This window comes from Endothiovibrio diazotrophicus, from assembly GCF_054657215.1.
On the sequence record NZ_BAAHXB010000023.1, the window covers coordinates 1 to 25,162 of the forward strand.

Genomic DNA, 25,162 nt, shown 5'->3' on the forward strand with positions numbered 1-25,162 from the left:
CCCTAGGCCGCGATGGCGCGCGATCCGCCAACCTCCGCCGGTATCACCAAGGGCGGAGCTTCGCACCATCGCGGCCTAGGGGCCGCTCCTACAGGTCAAGGTGGTGGCGCAGGCCGAACATGGCCTACAGTTAACGCAATTGCGTCCTCGGAGGGAAAACTATGGAACATTTCGATCTGATCGTCATCGGCAGCGGCCCGGCCGGGCAGAAGGGGGCGATCCAGGCGGCCAAGTTCGGCAAGCGGGTGGCGATCGTCGACCGCCGCGAGTCGGTGGGCGGGGTCTGCCTGCACACCGGCACCATCCCCAGCAAGACCCTGCGCGAGGCGGTGCTCTACCTCTCCGGCTGGGACGAGCGGGGGGTCTACGGCGAGGACTACCGGCTGAAACGGGACCTCACCATGGAGGACCTCAAGCAGCGCCTGCAGATCACCATCCGTCGCGAGGTGGAGGTGATCAGCAACCAGCTGGCACGCAACGGGGTGACCACCATCGCCGGCGCGGCCTCTTTCCTCGACCCCCACACCATCCGCGTCGAGGGGGGCGACGGCAAGGCGACGGACTACCGCGCCGACCACTTCCTGATCGCCACCGGCACCCACCCGGTGCGCCCCGACGGGGTCCCCTTCGACGACTGCCGGGTGATCGACAGCGACGGCCTGCTCCACCTCGACCGGATCCCCCACTCGATGACCGTGGTGGGGGCCGGGGTGGTCGGCATCGAATACGCCGCCATCTTCAGCGCGCTGGACGTGGAGGTGACGGTGATCGACGGCCGCGACTCCATCCTCGGCTTCATGGACCGGGAGGTGATCGACGAATTCACCCACCTGCTGCGCGACCGGGGCGTGACCCTGCGCCTGGGCGAGAACGTGAAGCACGTTGCCGTGGAGGGTGAGCAGGTGATCACCGACTTGGTCAGCGGCAAGCGGATCCGTTCGGACATCGTGCTCTACGCCGCCGGGCGGGCCGGCTCGGTGAACACCCTCAAGCTGGACCATGCGGGTGTGGAGTTCGACCGCCGCCATCTGATCCCGGTCAACGGGAGCTATCAGAGCAACGTCGAGCACATCTACGCCGCCGGCGACATCGTCGGCTTCCCCAGCCTCGCCTCCACCTCCATGGAGCAGGGGCGCCAAGCGGTCAGCCACGCCTTCGGCCACGGCGTGCGCTCGCTGCCCGAGACCTTCCCGTTCGGCATCTACGCGGTGCCGGAGATGAGCATGGTGGGGATGACCGAGGAGACGCTGACCGAGAAGAAGATCCCCTACGAGACCGGGGTGGCGCGGCTGCGCGAGACCGCCCGCGGCCAGATCATGGGGCTCGACCAGGGGATGCTGAAGATCCTCTTCGCCCTGGAGGACCGGCGGGTGCTCGGGGTACACATCCTCGGCGAGGGGGCCACCGAGCTGATCCACATCGGCCAGGCGGTGATGGCCCTGGGGGGAACCCTCGACTACTTCCTCAACACCGTCTTCAACTACCCGACCCTGGCCGAGGCCTACAAGGTCGCCGCGCTGGACGCCTGGAACCGCTTGGCCCCATAGAACCACGAAGGGCGAGAAGGAGATGGAGACATAGTGATCGGTATCGCCCGAACAAAATCTCTTCTCCCTTCTCGCCCTTCGTTCCCCTTCTCGCCCTTCGTGTTAAACAAGACCCTATCCAGGTACTTGCGGCCGATCCGGTTTGCACACCCCAGCCAATTCCCTTGGCCCAAGCCCCTTCGCGTTCAAAACCGCCGAAACGAACGGAAGATCACCCCTCGCCCTCGGTCTTCTCGGCGGCGCTGGACTCGGTCTGGGCACTCCCGCCCTCGGCCGCCTCCTCACTCTTCGGGTTGAGGATCGAGTCGCGGAACGACTGGAGGCCCTTCTGCACCAGATCGTAGGTCTGGTCGACCCCCTCCTTGACCGGCCCGTCGAGGACCTTCAGCCCGTCGAGGATGTCGCGCGCCTCGCCGAAGCCCTGGTCGATGGCCCCGCCGATCAGGTCCATGAAGCTGTTCAGCCGATCCTCCTCCGCCATCTCCGGGTGCTGCTCGCTGTAGGCGGCGTAGAACCCGGTGGCGAAGCTGACGATGCGGTCGGCGGTGGCATCGGGGGTGAAGTCCTCGGGCTTCTCGGCGGCCTTCTGGATGGCGTTGTCGCCCAACTCCGGGGCAAGCACCTCATTGAGCTTGTCGATGGCCGCGCTGTAGAGCAGATGCAGCGGCTGGTTGCCCGCCGACAGGCTCACCTGGGAGGCGGACTCGATGATCGCCGCGTTGAGCTCGGTGCGGGTCTGCTCGGTGATGCTCTTGGCCACCCCGACCCCGTCGCCCTTCTCGCTCTTCTCGCTTTTCTCACCCTTGGCCTCGTGGACTGCCGTCCCCTTCTCGTCGCCGGAGGCGCGCGGACTGCTTCCCCTCGACTCCGGACGGGGCTGATTGACGCTGTAGAGCTTTGACACATCCATAACGGCTTCTCCGGTTTGCGGCTTCTCTGATCAAGGTATCGGCCAGCTGCCGGGAAACTTTCACAATATTTACCCGCGCCTCGCACCGCGACCGGGGAAGTGGTGAAATGGTCCCATGCGCCGCCTCCTGCCCCTGCTGCTGATCGCCCCACCGCTGCTCGCCGGCCCGCTGCACCAGTGGCGTGACGAGCGGGGCATCCTCCACCTGGAGGGGGCCGGTGCGCCACCCACGGTCTCCCCTTCGCCCAGCCCCTCCCCGGCGCCGGCCGAGGGGCGTGTGGTAGCGGTCCCCGATGGGGATACGGTCTACCTGCAAGGAGGGATGAAACTGCGCCTGATCGGCATCAACGCCCCCGAGGTGGCCCACCACAACCGCCCCGGCGAGCCGGGCGGCGAGGCCGCCGGAAGCTTCCTGCGCGAACGTCTGATGGGGCGGCAGGTGAGGCTGGAGCCCGGCCTCGAGCCGTTCGACCACTACGGCCGGCTGCTGGTCCATCTCTACGACGGGAGTGGCGTCTCGATCAACGAGCTGCTGCTGCGTGAGGGGCACGCCTGGGTCTCCCCCCACCCGCCCAACCTGCGCCACATCGAGCGCTACGCCGCCGCCGAGGCAGAGGCGCGCGCCGCCCACCGCGGCCTCTGGGCCGATCCCCGCTACGACGTCATCGACGCCTCGGACGCGGGTGATTTCCGCAACAGTTTCCGCCGCCTGCGCGGCCGGGTCAGCGCCGTCGAGTGGCGCGGAGATACCTTGCGGCTGCACCTCGACGAGGCGGTGGCGCTGCAATTCGACGCCGCGGCCGTGACCCGGTTTCGCACGGCCGACCGTGACCCCGAAGCCCTGCGCGGGCACCGGCTGGTGGTCCGCGGACGCCTTGGCGGCCAGCGCGGCCTGCCGACCCTGTGGCTGCACCACCCCGTGCAGATCGAGGAGATCGACTGAGTGAGCGATTACCAACCGATAGCCTGCGCACGCTACAGCGAACTGGAGCTGCACATCATGCGTCGCCAACGACTGCGTCTGCAGCGGGTAACGGAGGAGGGCATCGTCGAGGAGCGGCTGCTGCCGCGGGACCTCACCACGGAGGCGGGGGCTGAGTACCTCCACGCCGAACGGGCGGGCGGCGATCGGCTGCAGATCCGCCTCGACGCCATCGTCGATTTCGCAGCGGAAGAAGACCAGTGAACCGCAGATTTCGCAGATTGGCGTAGATTTATACCTTTCTGAATCTGCGTATATCTGCGAAATCTGCGGTTAAAAAAGCGCTGTCCACTCGAATAGTCGTCGAATCGATGAAACCCACTTAAGGAAAGGTTAAGGCGAAGACCCCTACCCTCCCCCCAACCCCACGAGAGAGCACACCATGCGACTACTGCTAGTGGAAGACGACACGCTGCTCGGCGACGGCATCCGTGCCGGCCTCGCTCAGGAGGGCTTCGCAGTGGACTGGCTGACCAACGGCCAGGAGGCGCTGGCAGCGCTGCTCAGCGATCACTTCGACCTGGTGGTGCTCGACCTGGGGCTGCCCGACCTCCCCGGCCTGGAGGTGCTGCGCAGACTGCGCGGCGAAGGGCGCGACCTGCCGGTACTGATCCTCACCGCCCGCGACGCGGTCGCCGACCGGGTGGCGGGGCTCGACGCCGGCGCCGACGACTACCTGACCAAGCCGTTCGACCTGGAGGAGCTCAATGCCCGTATCCGCGCCCTGCTGCGCCGCGCCGGCGGTCGCGCCTCGCCACTGCTCAGCCACGGCGCACTGAGCCTCGATCCGGCGGCCCGCACCGTTACCCTCGACGAGGCGCCGGTGGAGCTCTCGCGCCGCGAATACGCGGTGCTCCACACCCTGCTGGAGCACCGCGGCAAGGTGCTCTCCAAGAACCAACTGGAGGAGGCCCTCTACGGCTGGGAGATGGAGGTGGAGAGCAACACCCTGGAGGTCTACATCCACCACCTGCGCAAGAAGCTCGGCAGCACCCTGATCCGCACCGTGCGCGGCGTCGGCTACACCATCCCGCGCGAGCCTGCCGCTCCATGAAGCCCGATTTTCGCTCGATCCGCATCCGCCTGCTGCTGGTGCTGCTGTCGCTGTTCACCGCCGCCTCGCTGGCGCTGATCGCCAGCATCCACTGGAAGACCAGCCACGAAGCCGAGGAGATCTATGACGCCCACCTGGCGCGGGTCGGCCATCTGCTGCTCGGGCTGGCGGTCCACGAAGTGAAGGAGCGCGAAAAGGAGCAGGCACAGGAGCGGGAACGGGACGGCGGGACCGAGCGGGATCGATTCAACTACGAAGAGGAGGTGGAGGAGCTCGAACGGCTCTTCCCGCGCCAGGAGTACGCCGCCCGGCCGATCTTCCAAATCTGGCGTCACGGGCGGCTGCTGATGCGCTCCTCGCGGGCGCCGCGCGAGCCGCTGACCACCCGCCTCGGACTGAGCAACCACGACGTCGAGGGCGCCCCGTGGCGGATCTTCGAGGAGCGTGAGCCGGAGCGCGGCGTCGAGGTGATGGTGGCGGAGAAGACCACGGTGCGCGAGGAGATGATCCACGAGATCTCGATGCAGTCGGTCTATCCCGCGCTGATCGCCCTGCCGCTGCTGGCGCTGCTGATCTGGGTCGCCGTCGGCCGCGGCCTGCGCCCCCTGGCGCGGGTCGCCGAAGAGGTGGCGACCCGCTCCCCGAAATGGCTGGAGCCGGTCCCCCTGGACCGCCACATCCCCAGCGAGGTCGTCCCCCTGGTGGGGAGGATCAACGGCCTGCTCGAGCGCCTCGGCAGCGCCCTGGAGCGGGAGCGACGCTTCACCGCGGATGCCTCCCACGAACTGCGCACCCCGCTGGCGATCGTCAAGACCCAGGCCCAGGTGGCCCGGCGCGCCACCGACAAGGAGACCTGCAGCCACGCCCTCAACCAGATCCTGGCCGGGGTGGACCGCACCACCCACCTGGTGGAGCAACTGCTCACCATCGCCCGCCTCGATCCCGATGGCGACAGCCAGGGCATGGCGATGGAATCCATCGCCCTCGACGCGCTGGCCGCCGAGGCGGTGGCCGACGGCACCCCCCTGGCACTGGAGAAGGAGATCGAGCTGGGGCTTTCGAACGATCCGCAACGGCAGGTGACGGCCGTCGCCAACGGCGGCGCGCTGAAGATCCTGCTGCGCAACCTGATCGACAACGCAGTGCGCTACACCCCGACGGGGGGGGAGGTGGAGGTGGCGGTGGAACCGCTGCAGGGAGGCGGAGCGCGACTGCGGGTGGACGACAGCGGCCCCGGCGTGCCGGCGGAGGCGCGGGGGCGGCTGTTCGAACGCTTCCACCGCGGCAACCGCACCGACAGCTACGGCTGCGGCCTCGGTCTATCCATCGTCCAGCGCATCGTCGAACTCCACCGCGCCGCGATCACCCTGGAGGACTCGCCCCTCGGCGGGCTGCGCGTTTCGGTGGAGTTTCGTTCACGGGCGGATGGATAACGCAGAGGACGCAAAGACGCAGAGAACGCGGAGAAGAATTTCTTGGCCAGAGCATGACCCACCGAGGCACCGACTCCCGCTTTACCGGCAATACCGCAATACCTTCAGAAACTCCCAGCGGCCACAACCCGCCTTCTTCGTCTTCTTTGCGTTCTCTGCGTCTCTGCGTCCTCCGCGTTGATCATCCCTCGCCGAGAAGAGCCCGCGCCCGGGCGCAGGCGGCGCGGACCTGATTGGGCGCGGTGCCGCCGATGTGATCGCGGGCGGCCACCGAGCCCTCCAGGGTGAGCACCTCGAAGACGTCCGCGCCGATCGCCTCGGAGAACCCGCGCAGCTCGTCGAGCTTCATCTCGGAGAGGTCGCGCCCGGTATCGACCCCAAGGCGCACTGCGGAACCGACGATCTCGTGGGCGTCGCGGAACGGCACCCCCTTGCGTACCAGATAGTCGGCCAGGTCGGTGGCGGTGGAGAAGCCGCGCATCGCCGCCTCGCGGGTCACCTCGCGCTTGACGATCAGCGCCGGCACCATGTCGGCGAAGGCGCGCAGCGAGCCGAACAGGTTGTCGACGGTGTCGAACAGCGGCTCCTTGTCCTCCTGATTGTCCTTGTTGTAAGCCAGCGGCTGGCCCTTCATCAAGGTCAGCAGGCCGATCAGGTGGCCGAACACCCGGCCGCTCTTGCCGCGCACCAGCTCCGGCACGTCGGGGTTCTTCTTCTGCGGCATGATGCTCGAGCCGGTGCAGAAGCGGTCGGGCAGGTCGATGAAGTTGAACTGGGCCGAGGCCCACAGGATCAGCTCCTCGGACATCCGCGAGAGGTGCATCATGATGACGCTCGCCGCGGCGGTGAATTCGATGGCGAAGTCGCGATCGGAGACCGAATCGAGCGAATTTTCGGTGGGGCCGTCGAAGCCGAGCAGTTGGGCGGTACGTGCCCGATCGATCGGGTAGGTGGTGCCGGCCAACGCCGCCGCGCCCAGGGGCGAGCGGTTGAGCCGCTTGCGGCAGTCGGCGAGGCGACCGCGGTCACGTTCGAGCATCTCGTTCCAGGCCAGCAGGTGGTGGCCGAAGGTGACCGGCTGGGCGGTCTGCAGGTGGGTGAAGCCGGGCATGATGCTCTCGGCCTCGCGCTCGGCGACGCCGATCACCCCCTCCTGGAGCCGCTTCACCTCGTTGATCAGGGCGTCGATCTCGGCACGCAGCCAGAGGCGCACGTCGGTGGCCACCTGGTCGTTGCGCGAACGGCCGGTATGGAGCTTCTTGCCGGCCAGGCCGATGCGGTCGGTGAGCCGCGCCTCCACGTTCATGTGGACGTCTTCGAGGGAGACCGACCAGGGGAATTGGCCCGCCTCGATCTCGGCGAGGATGGCGTTGAGCCCGTCGACGATGGCGCCGCGCTCCTCGCCGGTGAGCACCCCCACCTCGGCGAGCATGGTGGCGTGGGCGATCGAGCCCTGGATGTCGTAGGGGGCGAGACGGCGGTCGAACGCCACCGAGGCGGTGAAGGCCTCGACGAAGGCGTCGGTCGATTCGGTGAAACGCCCGCCCCAGGGCTTCTCGGTCTTGGCCTCGCTCGTACTCATCTGGTCGCCACCTGCAATGTGTCTGGAAAGCGGCCGGATTATACAGCAGCCCTTGGGGCGGTGCGGGTTTGCGGGCAGAATAGGGCGCCATGAAACAGATCGACGACAACTTCCTACCGGACTTCTTCGCCCTCCCCACGGTGTTCAGCGTGGTGGTGATGGCCGCACTGCTGGCGCTGCTGCTGGCGATCTACGGCGATATCCCGTTCTGGGATTCGCTGGGACGGGGGGCGCTGTTCATCGAATGGGTGGCGCTGACCAGCCTGGCGGCGCTCGGCCTGCTGCGCCGGCCGCTCACCCGGCTACCGGCCTGGGCGGCGGGGCTGGCCGCCTGGCTGCTGGTGACCCTGCTGACCGCCGCCTGCGCCGAGGTCGCCTGGCTGATCCTCCACGAAGGGCGCCATGAGCCGCTGCTGGCCTTCGACTTCCTGCTGCGCACCACCGCCATGGGCGCCGTGGTGGCGGCCCTGGCCCTGCGCCACCTCTATGTCCGGGACCAGTGGAAGCGCCAGATCCGCGCCGAGGCCCACGCCCGCCTGCAGGCCTTCCAGGCGCGGATCCGCCCCCACTTCCTGTTCAACAGCCTGAATACCGTGGCCGCCCTCACCCGCAGCGACCCGGCCCGTGCCGAGCGGGCGGTGGAGGATCTGGCCGACATCTTCCGCGCCACCCTGGGGGCGCCACGGGGCTTCATCGCCCTGGAGGAGGAGCTGGAGACGGTCCACCGCCACCTCGAGATCGAGGGGCTGCGGCTCGGCGAGCGACTCCACCTGGAGTGGGCGGTGGAGCCCGCCGCCCAGGAGGTGGCGATGCCGCCGCTGGTGCTCCAGCCGCTGGTGGAGAACGCGGTCTACCACGGTATCGAACCGCGCCCGGAGGGGGGCACCATCCGCATCGCCGCACGGATCGACGGCGACCTGCTACGCCTGGAGGTGGCCAACCCGCGCAACGAGGCCGCCTCCCGCCGCGAGGGCAACCGGATGGCGCTGCAGAACATCCGCGGCCGCCTGCAGATGATCTACGGCCAGCGCGCCCGGCTGGAGGTGGAGGAAGACCAAAAACAGTATCGGGTCCGGGTGGAGTTCCCGACGGAGACACCGCGATGAAAGTATTGATCGTTGATGATGAACCGCTGGCCCGCGCGCGCCTGCGCTCCCTGCTCGAGGAGCTGGCCGGCTACACCGTGGCCGGCGAGGCCGGCGACGGGGCCGCCGCCCTGGCGGCGGTGGACGGCGGCGAGGTGGAGATCGTCCTGCTCGACATCCGCATGCCGGGGATGAACGGCCTGGAGGCGGCCCGTCATCTGGCGGAACTGGAGGCCCCTCCGGCGGTGATCTTCACCACCGCCTACGGCGAACACGCCCTGGAGGCGTTCGAGGCCAACGCGGTGGACTATCTGCTCAAGCCGGTGCGCAAGGAGCGCCTGGCCGACGCCCTCGCCCGCGCCCGCCGCCCCACCCTGGCCCAGCTCAACAGCGTCAACGACGACTTCCCCGGCGGCGCCCGCCAGCAGCTCACCACCCGCATCGGCGGCCGCCTGGAGCGGATCGAGGTGAAGGAGGTGCGCGCCTTCGTCGCCGAACAGAAGTACGTCACCATCCACCACCCCGGTGGCGAGGCGCTGATCGAGGAGTCGCTGAAATCCCTGGAGCAGGAGTTCGGCCCGCGGTTCCTGCGCATCCACCGCAATGCGCTGATCAACACCGCCTTCCTGCGCGGCATGGAGAAGAGCGCCGACGGCGGCTGGCGGGTACTGCTCGACGGCATGGCGCAGCGTATCGAGGTAAGCCGCCGTCACGTGGCGGAGTTGCGCCAGACGCTCAAGTCCTGACCTTGGCACCAAACCCGGAGGGTTCATCGAGCCGACAAAGCTCGACCAGCGACCAATCTCCGGATAAGCGATAGCGCATCCACCGGAACGGACGCAGCCACCGACCGGCGGAGAACGCCCCATCCGGCCGCCACCTTTCAGATTCCGATCACCCGATGGCGGAGACCACGGTCCTTGAGCGAGACCAGCGCTTTGATAAAGGAGTAACCCGCATACAGCGCCACCCCGGCAACGGTAGCCAGTGCGGAATAGACGACCACGGTGATCAGCAGGTCGAGCAGCGAATCGGCGTTCATCGATACCCTCCTAAATTGATTCCCGGACAATTACCAACAAACCTAGTCAAGAATTAACGGGAATCAACCCCACAACATCCCCGCAACGCCCGTGGACAAAAATATTCCCACTCTCTCGCGCGAATTTTATTAGAATGGCGGGCTTTTCCAGGCCCCGCGGCGGATTGGGCAGGGCTCGGAGCGAACATCGGGGTGGAGATCGTGGCCGTCGTCGATCTTCAAACCGCGCGGCGCCGCGTTCGATGAGGGCGGAAACCGGGCAACCGGCGCGCTCCCGCGGAACGGGAACCGGGGCAGTCGCCCACCACTTTCCTCTTAAACGATTCGGGTAGAAACATGACAGACCTAACTCGCTACCGCAACATCGGCATCTTCGCCCACGTGGACGCCGGCAAGACCACCACCACCGAGCGCATCCTCAAGCTCACCGGCAAGGTGCACAAGACCGGTGAGGTGCATGACGGCGAGGCCACCACCGACTTCATGGACCAGGAGCGCGAGCGCGGCATCACCATCCAATCCGCCGCCACCTCCTGCTACTGGAACGACCACCGCCTGAACATCATCGACACCCCCGGGCACGTCGACTTCACCATCGAGGTGTACCGCTCGCTGAAGGTGCTCGACGGCGGCGTCGGCGTGTTCTGCGGCTCCGGCGGCGTGGAGCCCCAGTCCGAGACCAACTGGCGCTACGCCAACGACTCCGAAGTCGCCCGCGTGATCTTCGTCAACAAGCTCGACCGCATGGGCGCCGACTTCTACCGCGTGGTCGACCAGGTAAAGAACGTGCTCGCCGCCACCCCGCTGGTGATGACCCTGCCGATCGGCATCGAGGACCAGTTCAAGGGCGTGGTCGACGTGCTCAACCGCAAGGCCTTCATCTGGGACGACTCCGGCCTGCCGGAGAACTTCACCGTCGAAGAGGTCCCCGCCGACATGGTGGAGAAGATGGAGGAGTACCGCGAGCAGATGATCGAGACCGCGGTCGAGCAGGACGACGACCTGATGGAGAAGTACCTCGAAGGCGAGGAACCCTCCATCGAGGACATCAAGCGCTGCATCCGCAAGGGCACCATCGCGCTCGACTTCTTCCCCACCTTCTGCGGCTCCGCGTTCAAAAACAAGGGCATCCAGCTGGTGCTCGACGCGGTGGTCGACTACCTGCCCAGCCCGACCGAGGTCGAGCCCCAGCCCGAGGTGGACCTGGAGGGCAACGAGACCGGCGAGAAGGCGATCGTCGATCCCGAGCGCCCGCTGCGCGCGCTGGCCTTCAAGATCATGGATGACCGCTTCGGCGCGCTCACCTTCACCCGCATCTACTCCGGCAAGGTGAAGAAGGGCGACAACGTGCTCAACACCTTCACCGGCAAGACCGAGCGCATCGGCCGTATCGTCGAGATGCACGCCGACTCCCGCGAGGAGCTCGACTCCGCCCAGGCCGGCGACATCGTCGCCTTCATCGGCCTGAAGAACACCCAGACCGGCCACACCCTGTGCGACCCGAAGAACCCGGCCACCCTGGAGCCGATGGTCTTCCCCGATCCGGTCATCTCGATTGCCGTCGCACCGAAGGACAAGGGCGCCGCCGAGAAGATGGGCGTGGCGCTGAGCAAGATGGTGCAGGAGGACCCCTCGTTCCGCGTCGAGACCGACGAGGAGAGCGGCGAGACCATCATCAAGGGCATGGGCGAGCTGCACCTCGACATCAAGGTGGACATCCTCAAGCGTACCCACGGCGTCGAGGTGACCGTCGGCAAGCCCCAGGTGGCCTACCGCGAGTCGATCACCCAGCGGGTCGAGGACAGCTACACCCACAAGAAGCAGACCGGCGGTTCCGGCCAGTACGCCAAGATCGACTACGCGATCGAGCCCGGCGAGCCCGGCACCGGCTTCATCTTCGAGTCCAAGGTGACCGGCGGCAACGTGCCCCGCGAGTTCTGGCCCGCGGTGGAGAAGGGCTTCAAGGTGATCAAGGACACCGGCGTGCTCGCCGGCTTCCCCTGCCTCGACTTCAAGGTGGAGCTGCTCGACGGCGGCTTCCACCCGGTGGACTCCTCGGCCATCGCCTACGAGATCGCCGCCAAGGCCGCCTACCGCCAGTCCATGCCGAAGGCCGGCCCGCAGCTGATGGAGCCGATCATGAAGGTCGACGTGTTCACCCCCGAGGACCACGTGGGTGACGTGATCGGCGACCTCAACCGCCGCCGCGGCATGATCAAGTCCCAGGAGCCGGGCCCCACCGGCGTGCGCATCAAGGCCGACGCGCCGCTCTCCGAGATGTTCGGCTACATCGGTGACCTGCGCACCATGACCTCCGGCCGCGGCCAGTTCTCCATGGAGTTCTCCCACTACATGCCGTGCCCGCGCAACGTTGCCGAAGAGGTGATCAAGGAAGTGAAGGAGCGCAACGCCGCCAAGTAAGGCCTACGCCCCAAAAACGCCGAAGGCCCCACCCGGCTCTGCCGGGTGGGGCCTTCGGCGTTTTTGGGGCGCATTTTTTGGATTATTGCGCCGGACAGGCGCGTGGCCGGTGTTCGGCATAGGGCGCCCTGCGGGCGCCGCGACGTATCACGAGGGCACGGACCTTCGAGCGGGCACCAACGCCCGCGGCCCGCAATATCGGGAAAACAAAGGAAGGGAGAGACGGAAAACGCTATTCGGTGCGGGCGATCGCACCACTGGTACGCAGCTTGGCCAGCGCCTGATCGATGGCGCCATCCAGGTCCTCCCAGTAGTAGTCGACGGAGTTGATGCCGCGTAGCCGAGGGGCCAGGGGACGGCCGCGGGCATCCACCAGCAGGACGGTGGGGGTGAGATAGGCACGATAGCGATCGGCCAGATCGAGGGAGTCCCGCTCACGGCCATCGAAATCGACGAGCGTGCGGGCATCATCCACCATCACCTTGCGCACCAGCACTTTGTCGTCGTAGGCGCCGCTGACCAGCAGCGGCCGAAGGACGTTCTCCTCCAGCTTTTCGCAGTAGCCGCAGTGCTCGGCGGAAAAGACCAGCAGCACGGCAACGCCGCGGGCGGTCGCATCGCGCCCGTCGGCGGCCAAATCATCGGCCAGCGGGACCGCCAGCTCGGCGCGGGCGGTCGCCGCGACCAACAGCAGAAGCAGGGAAAGGAGTCGAAAGATCGGTTTCATCGCAGAGGCTCCGTGTACGAGGGCCAATTTTCCCCCCGCCCGCCCGGGTCACGCCAGTGGGGAAAACCCGCATCAGCAGATACGAATTCACTGATGTTCCCCGGCAACCTGCCTCCTCCCAATAGCGGCAGCCAGTTGCCACCCGGCGCCCCGCCGGCGCGGCAAGCCACACCTAACCCATTGATTCAAAAAAAACACAGAAGCGATGGCACGAAACTGGCATCCCGCTTTGCGAAGAAAGCCACGCAACGGAGTACTCCGTGATGACCATGAATCCACAAGCGACCGGTCGCGATCTGCACCCGCTGGATCTGCACCACCTGTTGTGGGGGAATCTCGCCCTCGCCATGGAAAGCGAAACGACCGACGGGGAACCGACGCTGCGCCTGGTCACCCTGCTCCAGGACCTGCAGACCACCCTCGACGTGGAGTCGCTGATCCGCCTCTTCTCCAGCGGCGTACGCCCACTGGTAAGCCACGGCGGGCTCGCCTACCGCCACCCGATTGAGGAGCTGGAGGAACTCCACGGGGTCTGTTCCGGCCACCAGTGCGGCGGCGTGCTGACCATCAACGGCGAGCCCCTCGGCCGGCTCACCTACTACCGGGGCCACCCCTTCGACGAGGAGGAGCGGCGGCGACTGCTCCGCCTCAGCGGACTGCTCGCCCACCCGCTGCGCAACGCCCTGCTCTATCGACGGGCAATCCAGGGCGCCTACGTCGACCCGCTGACTGGCATCGGCAACCGCGGCGCCTTCGACGAGGCGCTACTCCACGAGGTCTCCCTGGCCCGACGCCAAGGCGCCCCCCTCTCCCTGGCGGTGGCCGACATCGACCGCTTCAAGGCGATCAACGACCACTTCGGCCACACCACCGGCGACTGCGCCCTGCAATCGCTGGTGGAGAGCGCCCAGCACTGCATCCGCGAGGCCGACTCGCTATTCCGCTACGGCGGCGAGGAGTTCGTCATTCTGCTCCGCGACACCCCCCTGGAGGGGGCGGCACGGCTGGCCGAGCGGCTGCGGGACCACGTCGACGGCCGCCACCACCCCTGCGGCGACCTCGCCATCACCATGACGGTGAGCATCGGCGTCGCCCAATGGCTCGGCGGCGAGAGCGGCACCGAACTGTTCAAGCGCGCCGACGCCGCCCTGTACCGCGCCAAGCACGAGGGGCGCAACCGGGTGATCGTCGCCGAGTGATTTTCGAGTCAGACGCCGCTTGGCGATACCGCCAAGCTAGCGGAAAATGGCGGCATGCTGCATGTGGTCCTGTTTCAGCCGGAGATCCCGCCCAACACCGGCAACGTGATCCGGCTCTGCGCCAACACCGACGCCGCCCTCCACCTGATCCACCCCCTCGGCTTCGAGCTGGACGACCGCCGGCTGCGGCGCGCCGGCCTCGACTATCACGAGTGGGCGAGACTGAAGGAGCATGAGAGTCTGGAGGCGTTTCTACAGGAGGTGGCGCCGGCCCGCCTGTTCGCCTTCACCACCAAGGGCGCGCGGCCGTTCCACCAAGTGGACTTCCACGAAGACGACGCGCTGCTCTTCGGGCCGGAGACCCGCGGCCTGCCGGACGACGTGCTCAACGCGATCCCCGCCGACCACCGCCTGCGTCTGCCGATGGTCCCGACGAGCCGCAGCCTCAACCTCTCCAACAGCGTCGCCATCGCCGTCTACGAGGCGTGGCGCCAACTGGGGTTCCCCGGCGCCGCCGATCTCCCATGAAGGGACCCCTTTCACCTCACCGGCCATCTCCAATTGGTCACTGAACCGGCCGAGCTCTCGTAGAACGGGGGTGCCGACGGAGTGGCCGTGGCGCGCGCGGCCCGCCCTATTTCGCGCCGACGGGGGTCTCCCGGAGCGGGGCGCCGTCGGTGAGCTGGTACTGGCCGCGGACGACGACGCGGGCGTAGGCGGAGAGGTCGTCGGCGAGCAGCACGCGGTCGCCGACGATGCGGCTGAGGTGGGCGGTGACCGACTTGGCCTTGCCGTCGGCCACCACGAAGAAGCGGCCGCTGTCACCGTCGATGGAGAGCAGCGCGGTGATCGGCACGGCGTAGCCGGCGTGGGCCTCGCCGGCGGCGATGGTCGCCTCCACCTGCATGCCGTCCTGCAGGTGGACTCCGTCGGGCGGCGGGTCGAGGGTGAGGTCGACGCTGAACAGGCCGTCGCTGAGGGAGCCGGCACGGATCCTGGTCACCTTGCCGTGCAGCTCCAGACCCGGCGTCTCGGGGAGGGCGACGCGGGCGCGGTCGCCCACCTGCACCGCGGCCACCTCACGCTGGGTGAGGTCGACGCTGACCAGCGGGGGGTAGGCGGCGCTGCGCAGTTGGAAGATGGCGGTGCTGGTCGCCACCGGGCCGGGGAAGTCCACCAGGCGGTCGACCACCCGGCCGGCGACGGGGGCGTGCAGCTCGTGCTTGGTGCGCAGCTCCTTGAGGTTGGCCAGATCCAGTTGGGCCAGTTCGTAGTCGTGGCGCCGATCCTCCAGCTGGTCACGGGAGGCGGCCTCGCGGCTCTTCAGCTGGCGGTACTGCTGGTATTTGATCCGCGTGTGGTTGACCTGTTCCTCGGCCTGACTGAGCTGGTTGTCGATGTCGCGGGTGTCCAGCTCGGCCAGCAGCTGGCCGGCGCTCACCTCGTCGCCGACGTCGGCGTGCAGCAGGGCGAGGTTACCGGCCACCTCGAAGTAGAGGTAGTGGGGGCGTTCGGCCACCCGGCCGTAGGCCTCCACGGTGGCCTGCACCCGGGCGCGCTCCAGCGGTGCGGTGGTGACCGGATAGGCCTCGTCGGCGGCGGTCGCCGGCCGGGTTAGGAGCAGGACAGGCAGCAGGGCGAGGGCGGCGATCGTTCTCTTCATGACTCCTCCGCGTTGATCTTCTCCCGCGGCGACAGGAACGAGTAGAGCGCCGGGACCAGGAACAGCAGCAGCAGGGTGGAGCTGCTGAGACCGCCGATGATGGTGATCGCCATCACCTTGAAGGGGGTGTCGGCCATGGCCAGGGGGACCAGGCCGGCGACGGTGGTCACCGAGGTGAGCAGGATCGGCATGAAGCGGGCGCGGGCCGCCTCGATCGCCCGTTCGTCGATCGACAGTTCGGGCCGCTCGCGGCCGAGGCGGTTGGCCTCGTCGACCAGCAGGATCGAGTCGTTGACCACGATGCCCATCAGGCTGGTGATACCCACCGCGGCGAAGAAGGTGATCGGCATGCCGGTGACCTCCAGCCCGGCGACCACGCCGATCAGGCAGAAGGGGATGGCGGAGAAGACGATCAGCGGCTGCAGGAAGGAGCGGAACTGGAGCACGAAGATGGCGAAGATCGAGGCGGCGATGAACAGCGCCCCCTTGCCCAACCCCTGGAACTCGGCGGCCTTGCGCGCGAGCACGCCGCCGATCTCCGCCTTCACGCCGTGGGGCGGCTCGAGCTTCGCCAGCCGCTCTTCGACCCGCGCGGCCACCGTCTCGGCGCTCTCACCAGGCTTCAGCCAGACGTCAATCTCCAACTGCGGCTTGAAGTCGATGTGCGAGATCTCGCTCTCGCTCTCGTAGAGGGAGAGGTTGACCACCTCGCCGAGCGGCACCTGCAGGCCATCGGCGCCGGTGAGCAGGATCTCGCGCAGGGCGCGGGCCAGATCGCCGCCGCCATCGGTGAGCTTGAGCAGGATCGGCGACTCGTTGCCGCGGCTGTCACGGAAGCGGTCGAACTCGTAGCCGTAGGTGAGCATGGCGACGTAGCCGTCCACCTGGGCCTTGTCGATACCGAGCCGCGCCGCGCGCTCGTAGTCGAAGTCGAGGCGGAAACCGGGCTGATTGGACTTGGCGGGGTTGTCGAGGCTCTTCACCCCGGGGACGGGGAGCAGCGCGTCGTGGATCTGCCGGCCGTAGGCCTGGAGCTGGCGCGAATCGCCGCCGGAGAGCACCACGGTGAACGGCGAGCGGTAGGTGGCGTCCTTGAACTTGAACAGCGAGAGGTTGATGTCGGCCAGCTCCGAGAGCGGCTGGTAGCGCTTCTCCAATGAGGCCTTGGTCTCCATCAGCGGCCCCTCGGCACCGGTGTCGGTCTCCACCAGGCAGGCGATGTCGCCCTTGGCATCCATGCTGACGTTGACCTGGAGCAGCAGGTTGCCGCCGACGCAGGCGTAGTGCTGGACCCGCGGCTCGGCGGCGAGCCCCGCCTCGACCTCATCGACGATCCTGCGCCGCCCCTCGTCGGTGTAGTGCTTGGGCAGGGTGATGTTGACGGTGAAGTAGGGGTTGCCGGTGACCGGGAAGATCTCCAGCTTCATGCCGCCGGCGAGCACCCCGGCGCCACCGAGCAGCAGCACGAAGGCGCCCAGGGTGAGGAAGCGCCAGCGCACGGTGAAGCGCAGGATCCGCTTGTAGATGTGCTCGCGGAAGGGGATCAGGGCGACCAGGAAGCTCGGCATGTCGGGCAGCCTGAAGATCGAGCCGAGGCAGCCGAAACGCGACAGCAGCAGGGTGATGATGGTCACCGAGATGAACAGCGAAGCCAGCAGCGAGAGCCAGATCGAGGCGCTGAGGCTGCGCAGGTAGAGGGTGGTATCCGAGCTGAGCAGGAACACCGGGGCGAAGGCGAGCACGGTGGTCAGGGTCGAGGAGATCAGCGGGCCGATCGCCTGGGAGGTGCCCTCGATGGCGGCATCCCGCGGCGAGTAGCCGCGGTAGCGCTGGAGGATGAAGGCGTTGTCGGTGACCACGATGGCGTTGTCCACCACCAGCCCCAGGGCGATGATGAAGCCGGCCAGCGACACCTGCTGGATGCCGAAGGGGGTGAAGCTCAGCAGCAGGATCGCCATCAGGAAGGAGAGCGGCAGCAGGCTGGAGATGATCAAGGTCGAGCGCAGCCCGACCGAGAACATCAGCACCAGGAAGAGGATCGCCATGCCCTGGAAGAAGCTGTAGACCAGGTTGCGCAGCAGCACGTCCACCTCGCGCGCCTGATCGAACACCAACTCGATCTGCGGCTCTTGTGCGAAGCGCTGTTTGAACTGATCGAGCACCTGCTGCAGCGAGCGCTTGACGTCGATGATGTTGCTGCGGCTGCTCTCGACACCGACCCGGATCAGTTGCGCCGCGTGGCCGTCGTAGTGGGTGACCACCCCCTGGCCGCCCTGGGCACGCGGGTAGACCCGGCCCAGCACGTCCAGCGTCAGGGCCTTGCCGCCGGCGCCGTGGAGCACCGTGTGCTGGATATCCTCCTCGCGCTGGTACTGCTTGTCGGGGCCGGTGAAACGCAGGTAGTCGTCACCCAGCTCACGGCTGCCGCTGACCGCCGCGGCGTTGCGCGAGGCCACCTCGTCGAGCACCTGCTGGACCGAGACGCCGGCACGGTGCAGCCGCGCCGGGTCCATCTCGACCACCACCTCGCGATCGACCTGGAGCAGCGCGATGCTCTTCAGCGCGTCGACCTGTTGCAGCTCGGTGATCAGGTCGCGGGCCGCCGCCTCCTGCTCCCGCGGCGGCAGCCACGGGGCGCGGAAGGAGATCAGGAAGGCGCTGAGCATCTCGGAGGTGGTGGCGTTGACCAGCTGGTACTCCAGATCGGCGGGCAGCTTGCGCTTGATCTGGTTGATCGCGGTCTCCACCTCGCGCATCTTCGTGGAGGTCTCGAAGTGGGGCTGGAAGCGCAGCACCATCAAGGCGTGGTTGTAGCCGATGGTGGTACGCAGGCTGGTGATGCCGTTGATCCCGCGCAGCTCCCCCTCCACCGGGTAGACCACGTTGCGCTCCACCCGCTCGGGGGGCGCACCGGCGAGATAGAGCTTGACCAGCACCACCGGGTAGTCGATGTCGGGATCCTGGGCGACGTTGATCTCGGAGAGCGAGGTGAGGCCGAAGAAGACCACGATGAACGCCACCAGGGCGCTGAAGTGGGCGTTGTCGACAATGAAGGTGACGAATCGGTTGTTCATCCGCGAAGTCGCGCTCGGCCCTTCTTGGGGGGGCCGGTGAATAGGGGGAGCAGCGGGCACATGACACTCCCAAGGCGACGATCATACCTGCTCGGGGCAGCGGGAAGAATCGCCAAGCGTGAAATCGGCATTTGTGAGGGAGAGGGCGGGCGGTGAAAGGGAGCGCCACCGAACAGCGTGACGTCAAACCCTGCCCCGGCCCGTGACGGCAAAGGGCGCCCCCAATCCATTCGAGCGACGCACCCCACAAAAAAGTTGAGTTGATTACTCTGAATTGCCGTCTAGGCTTCAGGAAAACGCCACCTGTCAGGTGGTGCCTATCGGGTCCCGGGGCTTCGGGCAGGGTCGTGAGGGCGGGTCGCGGGTGTCGCCATGCCGCCCGATCACCTCATCCGGCGCTCCCTTTTCCATCGGAGGAGTGTGCGCCATGACCACCTATACCGAATTTTCCACCCAGAACTCCGTCCATCTGCCGGAGATCCGCACCATCGGCTGGCGGCAACCGTGGCAGTGGCTGGTTCGCGGCTGGGGGGACCTGCGCCGCGCCCCCGGCATCAGCCTCTACTACGGGATGCTCTTCTCGGCCTTCGGCGCACTCCTGCTGTTCGCCGCCTTTACCTACAACTACGTCCAGGCGCTGCCCACCCTGCTCGTCGCCTTCCTGCTGGTCGCCCCACTGATCGCGGTCGGCCTGTATGCGGTCCCCCGCGCCCACGACCGACGCGAGCGGGCCACCTTCGGCGACACGGTGCGGGCGTTGCGCGACAACACCAACGTCGTGCTGATGTCGCTGGTCACGATGTTCGTGGTGCTGAGCTGGCTGAACGTGGCGATGTTCGTCACCGCCGGCTTCTTCGGCGGCATCGACCGGCTGCCGGGCAGCGACCTGCCGCTGCTGCTCGCGGCGGGACTCGGCGCGCAATGGCTCGTTCCGTTCCTCGGTGTCGCCCTGCTGTTCGCGCTGCTCGCCTTCGCGGTGAGCGCCGTCTCCTACCCGATGCTGTTCGACCGCCCCGAGGGCAACCCCTTCCGCGCGGTGCTCACCAGCCTGATGGCGGTAGGGAGGAACGCCGGCCCGATGATCCTGTGGGCGGCGATCGTCAGCGCGCTCACCGCCATCGGCTTCGCCACCTGGCTGGTGGGCATGATCGTGCTCCTGCCGCTGATGGCCTACGCCAGCTGGCACGCCTACCGCGATCTGGTGGGCCGGGATCATTAGCGATCGGGGAGGCGTGCCCAGCGCAGCGTCGAGGCTCTTCCCACCGGCGGTGCCGACGGAAAGGCCGTGGCGGCCGCGGTGCCGCCCTATAGGGCGCGCCGCGCGCGCCGTGAAAAACGGGGGCACCGCACGGAACGAATAGCCCCCCACCTCCCTATCGGCACCGCGAACGGCCTGCACCGGCAGGTCCCGCTAAAACCCGGACGCCCGCTCCACCCGGCACACCCGCACGCGGAACGCCGCGTACCATCGGCGCGCCTCGCGCTGGGCGAGGCGGTGCTCGGCGTCCGCCTTCCACGCCGCGATCGCCTCCAGGCTCTGCCAATAGGAGACGGTGATCCCCAACCCGTCACGCACCGACTCCACACCGAGAAATCCCGGCTGGCGGCGCGCCGCCTCCAGCATGCGCTGCGCCGTCTCCCCGTAGCCGTCGTCACCGGCGGTGCGCAGGGAGGTGAAGATCACCGCATAGTAGGGCGGCTCCGGGGTATCGGCAGGGCGAAGATCACGGCTCACGGCGGCTCTCCTTGAGGGTGTTCCCGGGATTCTACCCGTTGACGGGGCGTGCCGTCCGACACGCCCCCGCGGGATCGCTCAGCGCCCCGGCGCCTCGACCGCCTCGCAGGAAGTCGTCCTGCGGATCGGTGATCAACACCGCGGTGCGCCCCTTCTCCAGGCGTGGGATCCCGGCCGTGGCAGACAGAGAGTGGACGGCCAGGGGAAGAGCCAAGAGGAGTGCGAAGAGCATGGATTTCATGGTCGATTGCCTCTCGTCGGTTTCGTTGGGCCGGCGGATCGGTCGGCGACGCCCGTGCTTCGGGCGACGTTCGAGAGGCTACGGCGAGCAGCGGACGCGGTCGGTACCGATCGGCACCACCCGCGAGGTGGTGGCACGGCTCCTCGGCGAGCTGGTGGCGCAGGGGAGGGTGCGCACCCGCCGCGGGGCGGTGGAGACCCTCGACGCGGCACGGCTGCGCGAAATCGCGGGGCCCTAAACTTTCCCCGCCGCTTCGCCGGCTCGCATCTCCCTCTCGCCGAAACGCCGGCGGGTCTCCTCCCGCACGTATCTCGGTACCTGCCGCAGAGCGAGTATCGATTCGACCCCCGGTGCCGATGGGTAAGGCGCCACGGCGGTTTTCGCTGCGCCCTTCCCGCCCCGATGATCCCCTCTATCGAGTATTTCCCGCCAGCTTCCGTAGCGAGGGAAAGACTTTGCCTTGACCTCGCGATACCCTGTCGCCTTCCAACCCGGAGAGGAGCGACATGACCTATCTGGAAATCCGCAAGCGGGTCGCCGAGATCCTCGAGGTGAGCCACCGCGGGGACCCCACCGGCCGTGCGGTCGACCTCTTTCTGATCGGCATGATCATGCTCAACGTAGGGGCCATCATCATCGAGTCGGTGCCCTCGGTCTACGCCACCTACGAAAGCGAATTCTTCGGCTTCGAATTCTTCTCGGTCCTGGTCTTCTCGGTTGAATACCTGTTCCGGGTCTGGAGCAGCATCGATCGGCCCAACGCCTTCGACCGCAATCCGCTGTCGGGTCGTCTGCGATACATGCTGACCGCCACCGCGATCATCGACCTGCTGGCGATCCTGCCCTTCCTGCTCGGCATCTTCACCGCGGTGGACCTGCGCTTCCTGCGCGTGATCCGGCTACTGCGGGTACTCAAGCTCACCCGCTACTCGCCGGCGATGAACGTCCTGCTCGACGTTCTCAGCGAGGAGCGGCGCGCCTTCGGGGCCTCCTTCTTCATGCTCTTCGTCATGCTCATCCTGGCGGCGAGCGGCATCTACATGATCGAGCACAAGGTCCAGCCGGAGGCCTTCGGCAGCATCCCCGAGGCGATGTGGTGGGCGATGGCCACCCTGACCACGGTCGGCTACGGCGACGTCACCCCGATCACCCCGCTGGGCAAGTTCTTCGGCGGGATGATCACCGTCATCGGCGTCGGCATGGTCGCGCTCCCCTCCGGCATCCTCGCCTCCGGCTTCGCCGAGCAGATGCGCCGACGCCGCGACGAGTACGCCAAGCGCGTCCACGAGGTGCTCGAGGACGGCCACATCTCCCAGGAGGAGCGCTGGGAGCTGGAGTACCTGCGCACCGAGCTGGGCCTGGACGAGGCGGACGCCCGGCGCCTGCTGGACAAGATCGCGCGCAAGAACCTGCACCTCGTCCACCACCGCCACTGTCCCCATTGCGGCGAGTCGCTCCATCAGCCCAACCGCGCCGCTTCCAATCCTCCGCCGTCGCCGCTCGGCGGCCACCCGACAGGCCCCTCACCATGAACATCGAACAAGACGTCGACCACCTGCAACGCCACCTCTCGCTGCACCTCCACAACGTGCTGCCCGCCCCCCTGTGCGCCGGGATGATCGCCCGCTACGAGCACGCCCGCGCCGACGGGGAGACGGAGAGGGTTACCGCGGAACTCCTCCGCGAGTGCGAAGAGCGCCTCTTCACCGGCGAGCTCAACACGCTGCTGGATGCCTATTTTCAAGGCCCCGTCAAACCGCGTTGGCCGCTCTTCGAGGCGGTCGACTCCCGCGCATCGACCAACCTCCTCAACACCTACTGGCACCTCGATACCGGGACGAGAAACACCCACAAGCTCTTCGTCTACCTCAATCCGGTCGCCGAACATGGCGGCAATACCGTGATGGTGGATGTGGAGCGCACCAAGAGACTGCGCCAGGCCGGCCAACTGCCGATGGCCCTGGACGAGCGCAAACAGGACGTGACCGAAGCCCTCGAACAGCTGGGCCTGAGCACCGAGGTCCTCGCCTACGACCTGAAGGCGGGCGATGCGGTCCTCTTCGACCCGATCACCCTGGCCCATCGCTGCCTTCCACCGCGGGAGGGACGGCTGCGCTACACCATCTGTTTCAGCATCGTACCGGAGAGGGCGCCCGCCTAGCTGTCACAATTCGTTAATCAATCCATAACCAAATCGTCCTACTCCCGACATCAAGCACGTCGACACTGCGTTCCTCTTTGCCACGTAAGGTTCCGCGCTGTCGGCCCGTCGAGCAGCAAACGCTCTCCTCGTCCGCCGGCATCGGGGACCTCGCAGCCACCGACGAGGAACTGTACCGATGCACTCGATGACCACCTTCACCAAGAAGCCGCTGGCGCTCGCCCTGGCCCTGGCCTTCGCCGGCGCCGCCTGCGCCGGCACCGAAGCCGACACGGCGACCAAGGCCTCGATCCCCGGCCTGGGGGTACAGACCCCCGACAATTTCCAGTTCACCAACCTCTCCGTGCCCGCCACCGCCGAGGAGCGCTCCACCGTGCGCACCACCCCTTCGGCGATGGTCAACGGCGTCGAGGTCCCGCTGGAGTACCAGGTGCTCTACCGCTCCGGCGACGAGCTGCCGCTGCTCGGCGGCACCGGCACCGTCACCTGGGGCGCCTGGGTCGACAAGGACGGCAACAACTTCTCCATGGGCGACGGCTCCGTCCGCGTCTCCGACCAGGAGAGCGGCCCCGACTACACCTCGCTGCTCACCTACCAGGACGGTGACACCACCGAGGTCTTCGCCATCACCCAACTGGAGTCCACCATCGGCGGCGCCTACGTCACCAAGCTCCAGCAGTCCGCCACCGGCCGCCTCACCGCGGTCGCCACCCGCCCGGTGGACACCTCCGGCGTCTTCGGCATGTACGTCAACTGCGCCGGCATGGTCACCCCCTGGGGCACCCACCTCGGTTCCGAGGAGTACGAGCCGCCGATGGTCAGCTTCGACCCCACCGCCACCGCCTACGACACCGCCCCGGCGTGGGCCCGTCAGTCCAGCATCGCCTGGTTCGGCGACGAGAGCTGGCACGACGAGCACATGCTCGGCATCGCCGACTACAACGGCCTGAGCAACGCCGTCGGCGAGCGTAGCGACACCGAGACCGGCGTCGGCGCCGACACCTTCGGCTACTACTACGGCTGGGTGCCGGAGATCGCCATCACCGGCGCCAACGGCGAGACCACGGTGACCAAGCACTACGCCATGGGCCGCTTCTCCCACGAGCTTTCCTATGTGATGCCCGACAGCAAGACCGTCTACATGTCGGATGACGGCGCCAACACCGGCTTCTTCATGTTCATCGCCGACACCGCCGGCAACCTCGACGCCGGCACCCTCTACGCCGCCCGCTGGAACCAGACCTCCGGCCGCGGCATGGGCGAGGCGACCATCAGCTGGATCAACCTGGGCCACTCCGACAGCGCCTCGATCCACGCCGCCCTGGTCGAGAGCTCCCCCACCGACGAGGGCATCACCTTCGGTGACCTGTTCCTCAAGGAGACCCCCAACAGCGACGGCACCTGCCCGAGCAGCGACTACACCCCGGTCAACGCCTACGATCCCCGTCTGGTCTGCGTGAAGCTGCAGAGCGGCCAGTTCGACACCGACGGCGACGGCACCGGCGACACCGACATCGCAACCCTCGCCTCGCGCCTGGAGACCCGTCTCTACGCCGGCTACCTGGGCGCCACCACCGAGTTCCGCAAGGAGGAAGGGATCAGCTTCGACCCGGCCGACCGTCGCCTCTACGTGTCGATGAGCGAGATCTCCCGCGGCATGATGAACGGCTACTCCTTCGAGAAGGGCGACAACCGCTACGACATCGGCGGCCACAACCACGTGCAGCTCACCGACCCCAACTTCTGCGGCGGCGTCTACGGCCTCGACGTGGTGGACGGGACCCACATGAGCGGGATCGTCGACACCGCCGGCAACACCATCGCCAGCGAGTACGTGGTGGTCAACATGTACGGCATGATCGCCGGCCGCGACACCGGCAACCCGAACCGCAAGGACACCTGCGACACCGGGAGCGTGGCCAACCCCGACAACGTCTCGATGGACCCCAACACCGGCGAGCTGCTGATCGGCGACGACGGCGTCCACGACAACAACACCGTCTGGTCCTTCGACACCCAGCGCAACATCCTCACCCGCGTCGCCACCATGCCGGAAGGCGCCGAGTCCACCTCGGTCTACTGGCACCTCAACGTCAACGGCTGGCCCTACATCTCCGTGGTGGCCCAGCACCCGGGCGACGGTGCGCACACCGCGGTGGGTTACATCGGGGTTGCCGCCCAATAAGAAAATGGAACGTCCCTCCGCGCCCGGGTCTCCCGATCCGCGGCGGGACACCGCAAGGAAGCACCCCACGGTCACGGACGACCGTGGGGTTTTCGTTCCAACGAACCCCTGAAAATGAGCC

At 67.4% G+C, this 25,162-nt stretch carries 23 protein-coding genes; 15 read left to right on the plus strand and 8 right to left on the minus strand.

Annotation, left to right across the window (positions count from 1 at the left end; all coding sequences use genetic code 11):
• Positions 1–161: 161 nt before the first annotated feature.
• Entirely contained in the window at positions 162–1,547 is a 1,386-nt protein-coding gene (gene sthA / locus ACYQ2W_RS08295; protein ID WP_459865176.1) for a Si-specific NAD(P)(+) transhydrogenase, read from the plus strand.
• A 211-nt stretch (positions 1,548–1,758) separates the two neighbouring features.
• Here the strand turns inward: sthA and ACYQ2W_RS08300 are convergent, their stop codons facing one another.
• Complete coding sequence (locus tag ACYQ2W_RS08300; RefSeq protein ID WP_459865177.1) at positions 1,759–2,457, minus strand: DUF5610 domain-containing protein; 699 nt, start codon at positions 2,455–2,457, stop codon at positions 1,759–1,761.
• A 115-nt stretch (positions 2,458–2,572) separates the two neighbouring features.
• Here ACYQ2W_RS08300 and ACYQ2W_RS08305 point away from each other — a divergent pair, with 115 nt between their 5' ends.
• From ACYQ2W_RS08305 to ACYQ2W_RS08320, 4 genes are all read left to right on the plus strand, one after another.
• Positions 2,573–3,400: a thermonuclease family protein gene (locus ACYQ2W_RS08305; RefSeq protein WP_459865178.1), complete on the plus strand. Its 828-nt coding sequence runs from the start codon at positions 2,573–2,575 to the stop codon at positions 3,398–3,400.
• The gene (locus ACYQ2W_RS08310; RefSeq protein ID WP_459865179.1) at positions 3,401–3,643 is read left to right on the plus strand and encodes a transcriptional antiterminator, Rof; all 243 of its coding nucleotides are present in this window, start codon (positions 3,401–3,403) and stop codon (positions 3,641–3,643) included. It begins immediately after the preceding gene.
• A gap of 178 nt (positions 3,644–3,821) precedes the next feature.
• Complete coding sequence (locus ACYQ2W_RS08315; RefSeq protein WP_459865180.1) at positions 3,822–4,493, plus strand: response regulator; 672 nt, start codon at positions 3,822–3,824, stop codon at positions 4,491–4,493.
• Positions 4,490–5,926, plus strand: a complete 1,437-nt coding sequence (locus tag ACYQ2W_RS08320; protein ID WP_459865182.1) for an ATP-binding protein — start codon at positions 4,490–4,492, stop codon at positions 5,924–5,926. The genes ACYQ2W_RS08315 and ACYQ2W_RS08320 overlap by 4 nt, the downstream gene beginning before the upstream one ends.
• Positions 5,927–6,107: 181 nt before the next feature.
• Here the strand turns inward: ACYQ2W_RS08320 and argH are convergent, their stop codons facing one another.
• A complete protein-coding gene (argH, locus tag ACYQ2W_RS08325) occupies positions 6,108–7,508 on the minus strand; it encodes an argininosuccinate lyase (protein ID WP_459865184.1) in 1,401 nt (466 codons plus the stop codon).
• Positions 7,509–7,597: 89 nt separating this feature from the next.
• Here argH and ACYQ2W_RS08330 point away from each other — a divergent pair, with 89 nt between their 5' ends.
• Both ACYQ2W_RS08330 and ACYQ2W_RS08335 read left to right on the plus strand, forming a co-directional pair.
• Positions 7,598–8,614 carry a sensor histidine kinase gene (locus ACYQ2W_RS08330; protein WP_459865186.1) on the plus strand — a complete coding sequence of 339 codons (1,017 nt, stop codon included), beginning with the start codon at positions 7,598–7,600 and terminating at the stop codon, positions 8,612–8,614.
• On the plus strand, positions 8,611–9,339 hold the full coding sequence (locus tag ACYQ2W_RS08335; RefSeq protein ID WP_459865188.1) for a LytR/AlgR family response regulator transcription factor: 729 nt from the start codon (positions 8,611–8,613) through the stop codon (positions 9,337–9,339). The genes ACYQ2W_RS08330 and ACYQ2W_RS08335 overlap by 4 nt, the downstream gene beginning before the upstream one ends.
• Positions 9,340–9,476: 137 nt before the next feature.
• On the opposite strand, the gene ACYQ2W_RS08340 is transcribed toward ACYQ2W_RS08335, so the two are convergent.
• Positions 9,477–9,635, minus strand: a complete 159-nt coding sequence (locus ACYQ2W_RS08340; RefSeq protein ID WP_459865190.1) for a hypothetical protein — start codon at positions 9,633–9,635, stop codon at positions 9,477–9,479.
• Positions 9,636–9,971: 336 nt separating this feature from the next.
• On the opposite strand from ACYQ2W_RS08340, the gene fusA reads away from it, so the two are divergent.
• Positions 9,972–12,056, plus strand: coding sequence for an elongation factor G (fusA, locus tag ACYQ2W_RS08345; RefSeq protein ID WP_459865192.1), 2,085 nt, complete (start codon positions 9,972–9,974; stop codon positions 12,054–12,056).
• 232 nt (positions 12,057–12,288) lie between these two features.
• Here fusA and ACYQ2W_RS08350 read toward each other — a convergent pair whose 3' ends face one another.
• Positions 12,289–12,783, minus strand: coding sequence for a thioredoxin family protein (locus tag ACYQ2W_RS08350; protein ID WP_459865194.1), 495 nt, complete (start codon positions 12,781–12,783; stop codon positions 12,289–12,291).
• A gap of 263 nt (positions 12,784–13,046) precedes the next feature.
• Here ACYQ2W_RS08350 and ACYQ2W_RS08355 point away from each other — a divergent pair, with 263 nt between their 5' ends.
• Positions 13,047–13,982, plus strand: a complete 936-nt coding sequence (locus ACYQ2W_RS08355; RefSeq protein WP_459865196.1) for a GGDEF domain-containing protein — start codon at positions 13,047–13,049, stop codon at positions 13,980–13,982.
• Positions 13,983–14,036: 54 nt separating this feature from the next.
• Entirely contained in the window at positions 14,037–14,510 is a 474-nt protein-coding gene (gene trmL, locus ACYQ2W_RS08360) for a tRNA (uridine(34)/cytosine(34)/5-carboxymethylaminomethyluridine(34)-2'-O)-methyltransferase TrmL (protein ID WP_459865198.1), read from the plus strand.
• A 106-nt stretch (positions 14,511–14,616) separates the two neighbouring features.
• Here trmL and ACYQ2W_RS08365 read toward each other — a convergent pair whose 3' ends face one another.
• Positions 14,617–15,645: an efflux RND transporter periplasmic adaptor subunit gene (locus ACYQ2W_RS08365; RefSeq protein WP_459865200.1), complete on the minus strand. Its 1,029-nt coding sequence runs from the start codon at positions 15,643–15,645 to the stop codon at positions 14,617–14,619.
• Entirely contained in the window at positions 15,642–18,719 is a 3,078-nt protein-coding gene (locus tag ACYQ2W_RS08370) for an efflux RND transporter permease subunit (protein ID WP_459865202.1), read from the minus strand. The genes ACYQ2W_RS08365 and ACYQ2W_RS08370 overlap by 4 nt, the downstream gene beginning before the upstream one ends.
• A gap of 427 nt (positions 18,720–19,146) precedes the next feature.
• On the opposite strand from ACYQ2W_RS08370, the gene ACYQ2W_RS08375 reads away from it, so the two are divergent.
• Positions 19,147–19,938 carry a DUF2189 domain-containing protein gene (locus ACYQ2W_RS08375; RefSeq protein WP_459865204.1) on the plus strand — a complete coding sequence of 264 codons (792 nt, stop codon included), beginning with the start codon at positions 19,147–19,149 and terminating at the stop codon, positions 19,936–19,938.
• Between the two features lie 192 nt (positions 19,939–20,130).
• Here ACYQ2W_RS08375 and ACYQ2W_RS08380 read toward each other — a convergent pair whose 3' ends face one another.
• Together ACYQ2W_RS08380 and ACYQ2W_RS08385 are read right to left on the minus strand one after the other, a co-directional pair.
• Complete coding sequence (locus ACYQ2W_RS08380; RefSeq protein ID WP_459865206.1) at positions 20,131–20,454, minus strand: antibiotic biosynthesis monooxygenase family protein; 324 nt, start codon at positions 20,452–20,454, stop codon at positions 20,131–20,133.
• A 31-nt stretch (positions 20,455–20,485) separates the two neighbouring features.
• Complete coding sequence (locus ACYQ2W_RS08385; protein ID WP_459865208.1) at positions 20,486–20,695, minus strand: hypothetical protein; 210 nt, start codon at positions 20,693–20,695, stop codon at positions 20,486–20,488.
• On the opposite strand from ACYQ2W_RS08385, the gene ACYQ2W_RS08390 reads away from it, so the two are divergent.
• The 4 genes from ACYQ2W_RS08390 (at position 20,685) to ACYQ2W_RS08405 (ending at position 25,041) form a co-directional block, all read left to right on the plus strand.
• Positions 20,685–20,933 (plus strand): helix-turn-helix domain-containing protein, encoded by a 249-nt coding sequence (locus tag ACYQ2W_RS08390; protein ID WP_459865210.1) that lies wholly within the window; start codon positions 20,685–20,687, stop codon positions 20,931–20,933. The two genes, ACYQ2W_RS08385 and ACYQ2W_RS08390, sit on opposite strands and share 11 nt — an antisense overlap.
• Before the next feature lie 268 nt (positions 20,934–21,201).
• Complete coding sequence (locus ACYQ2W_RS08395; protein WP_459865212.1) at positions 21,202–22,227, plus strand: ion transporter; 1,026 nt, start codon at positions 21,202–21,204, stop codon at positions 22,225–22,227.
• Positions 22,224–22,856: a hypothetical protein gene (locus ACYQ2W_RS08400; protein ID WP_459865215.1), complete on the plus strand. Its 633-nt coding sequence runs from the start codon at positions 22,224–22,226 to the stop codon at positions 22,854–22,856. Before ACYQ2W_RS08395 ends, ACYQ2W_RS08400 begins: the two co-directional genes overlap by 4 nt.
• Positions 22,857–23,034: 178 nt before the next feature.
• The gene (locus ACYQ2W_RS08405; RefSeq protein ID WP_459865217.1) at positions 23,035–25,041 is read left to right on the plus strand and encodes an alkaline phosphatase PhoX; all 2,007 of its coding nucleotides are present in this window, start codon (positions 23,035–23,037) and stop codon (positions 25,039–25,041) included.
• Positions 25,042–25,162: the final 121 nt, after the last annotated feature.

What these genes read in the sequence shown, in the direction of transcription:
- sthA (WP_459865176.1), top strand. Translation starts at nt 162, where the DNA reads ATGGAACATTTCGATCTGATCGTCATCGGCAGCGGCCCGGCCGGGCAG.
- ACYQ2W_RS08300 (WP_459865177.1), bottom strand. Translation starts at nt 2,457, where the DNA reads ATGGATGTGTCAAAGCTCTACAGCGTCAATCAGCCCCGTCCGGAGTCG.
- ACYQ2W_RS08305 (WP_459865178.1), top strand. Translation starts at nt 2,573, where the DNA reads ATGCGCCGCCTCCTGCCCCTGCTGCTGATCGCCCCACCGCTGCTCGCC.
- ACYQ2W_RS08315 (WP_459865180.1), top strand. Translation starts at nt 3,822, where the DNA reads ATGCGACTACTGCTAGTGGAAGACGACACGCTGCTCGGCGACGGCATC.
- ACYQ2W_RS08320 (WP_459865182.1), top strand. Translation starts at nt 4,490, where the DNA reads ATGAAGCCCGATTTTCGCTCGATCCGCATCCGCCTGCTGCTGGTGCTG.
- argH (WP_459865184.1), bottom strand. Translation starts at nt 7,508, where the DNA reads ATGAGTACGAGCGAGGCCAAGACCGAGAAGCCCTGGGGCGGGCGTTTC.
- ACYQ2W_RS08330 (WP_459865186.1), top strand. Translation starts at nt 7,598, where the DNA reads ATGAAACAGATCGACGACAACTTCCTACCGGACTTCTTCGCCCTCCCC.
- ACYQ2W_RS08335 (WP_459865188.1), top strand. Translation starts at nt 8,611, where the DNA reads ATGAAAGTATTGATCGTTGATGATGAACCGCTGGCCCGCGCGCGCCTG.
- ACYQ2W_RS08340 (WP_459865190.1), bottom strand. Translation starts at nt 9,635, where the DNA reads ATGAACGCCGATTCGCTGCTCGACCTGCTGATCACCGTGGTCGTCTAT.
- fusA (WP_459865192.1), top strand. Translation starts at nt 9,972, where the DNA reads ATGACAGACCTAACTCGCTACCGCAACATCGGCATCTTCGCCCACGTG.
- ACYQ2W_RS08350 (WP_459865194.1), bottom strand. Translation starts at nt 12,783, where the DNA reads ATGAAACCGATCTTTCGACTCCTTTCCCTGCTTCTGCTGTTGGTCGCG.
- ACYQ2W_RS08355 (WP_459865196.1), top strand. Translation starts at nt 13,047, where the DNA reads ATGACCATGAATCCACAAGCGACCGGTCGCGATCTGCACCCGCTGGAT.
- trmL (WP_459865198.1), top strand. Translation starts at nt 14,037, where the DNA reads ATGCTGCATGTGGTCCTGTTTCAGCCGGAGATCCCGCCCAACACCGGC.
- ACYQ2W_RS08365 (WP_459865200.1), bottom strand. Translation starts at nt 15,645, where the DNA reads ATGAAGAGAACGATCGCCGCCCTCGCCCTGCTGCCTGTCCTGCTCCTA.
- ACYQ2W_RS08370 (WP_459865202.1), bottom strand. Translation starts at nt 18,719, where the DNA reads ATGAACAACCGATTCGTCACCTTCATTGTCGACAACGCCCACTTCAGC.
- ACYQ2W_RS08375 (WP_459865204.1), top strand. Translation starts at nt 19,147, where the DNA reads ATGACCACCTATACCGAATTTTCCACCCAGAACTCCGTCCATCTGCCG.
- ACYQ2W_RS08390 (WP_459865210.1), top strand. Translation starts at nt 20,685, where the DNA reads ATGGATTTCATGGTCGATTGCCTCTCGTCGGTTTCGTTGGGCCGGCGG.
- ACYQ2W_RS08385 (WP_459865208.1), bottom strand. Translation starts at nt 20,695, where the DNA reads ATGAAATCCATGCTCTTCGCACTCCTCTTGGCTCTTCCCCTGGCCGTC.
- ACYQ2W_RS08395 (WP_459865212.1), top strand. Translation starts at nt 21,202, where the DNA reads ATGACCTATCTGGAAATCCGCAAGCGGGTCGCCGAGATCCTCGAGGTG.
- ACYQ2W_RS08400 (WP_459865215.1), top strand. Translation starts at nt 22,224, where the DNA reads ATGAACATCGAACAAGACGTCGACCACCTGCAACGCCACCTCTCGCTG.
- ACYQ2W_RS08405 (WP_459865217.1), top strand. Translation starts at nt 23,035, where the DNA reads ATGCACTCGATGACCACCTTCACCAAGAAGCCGCTGGCGCTCGCCCTG.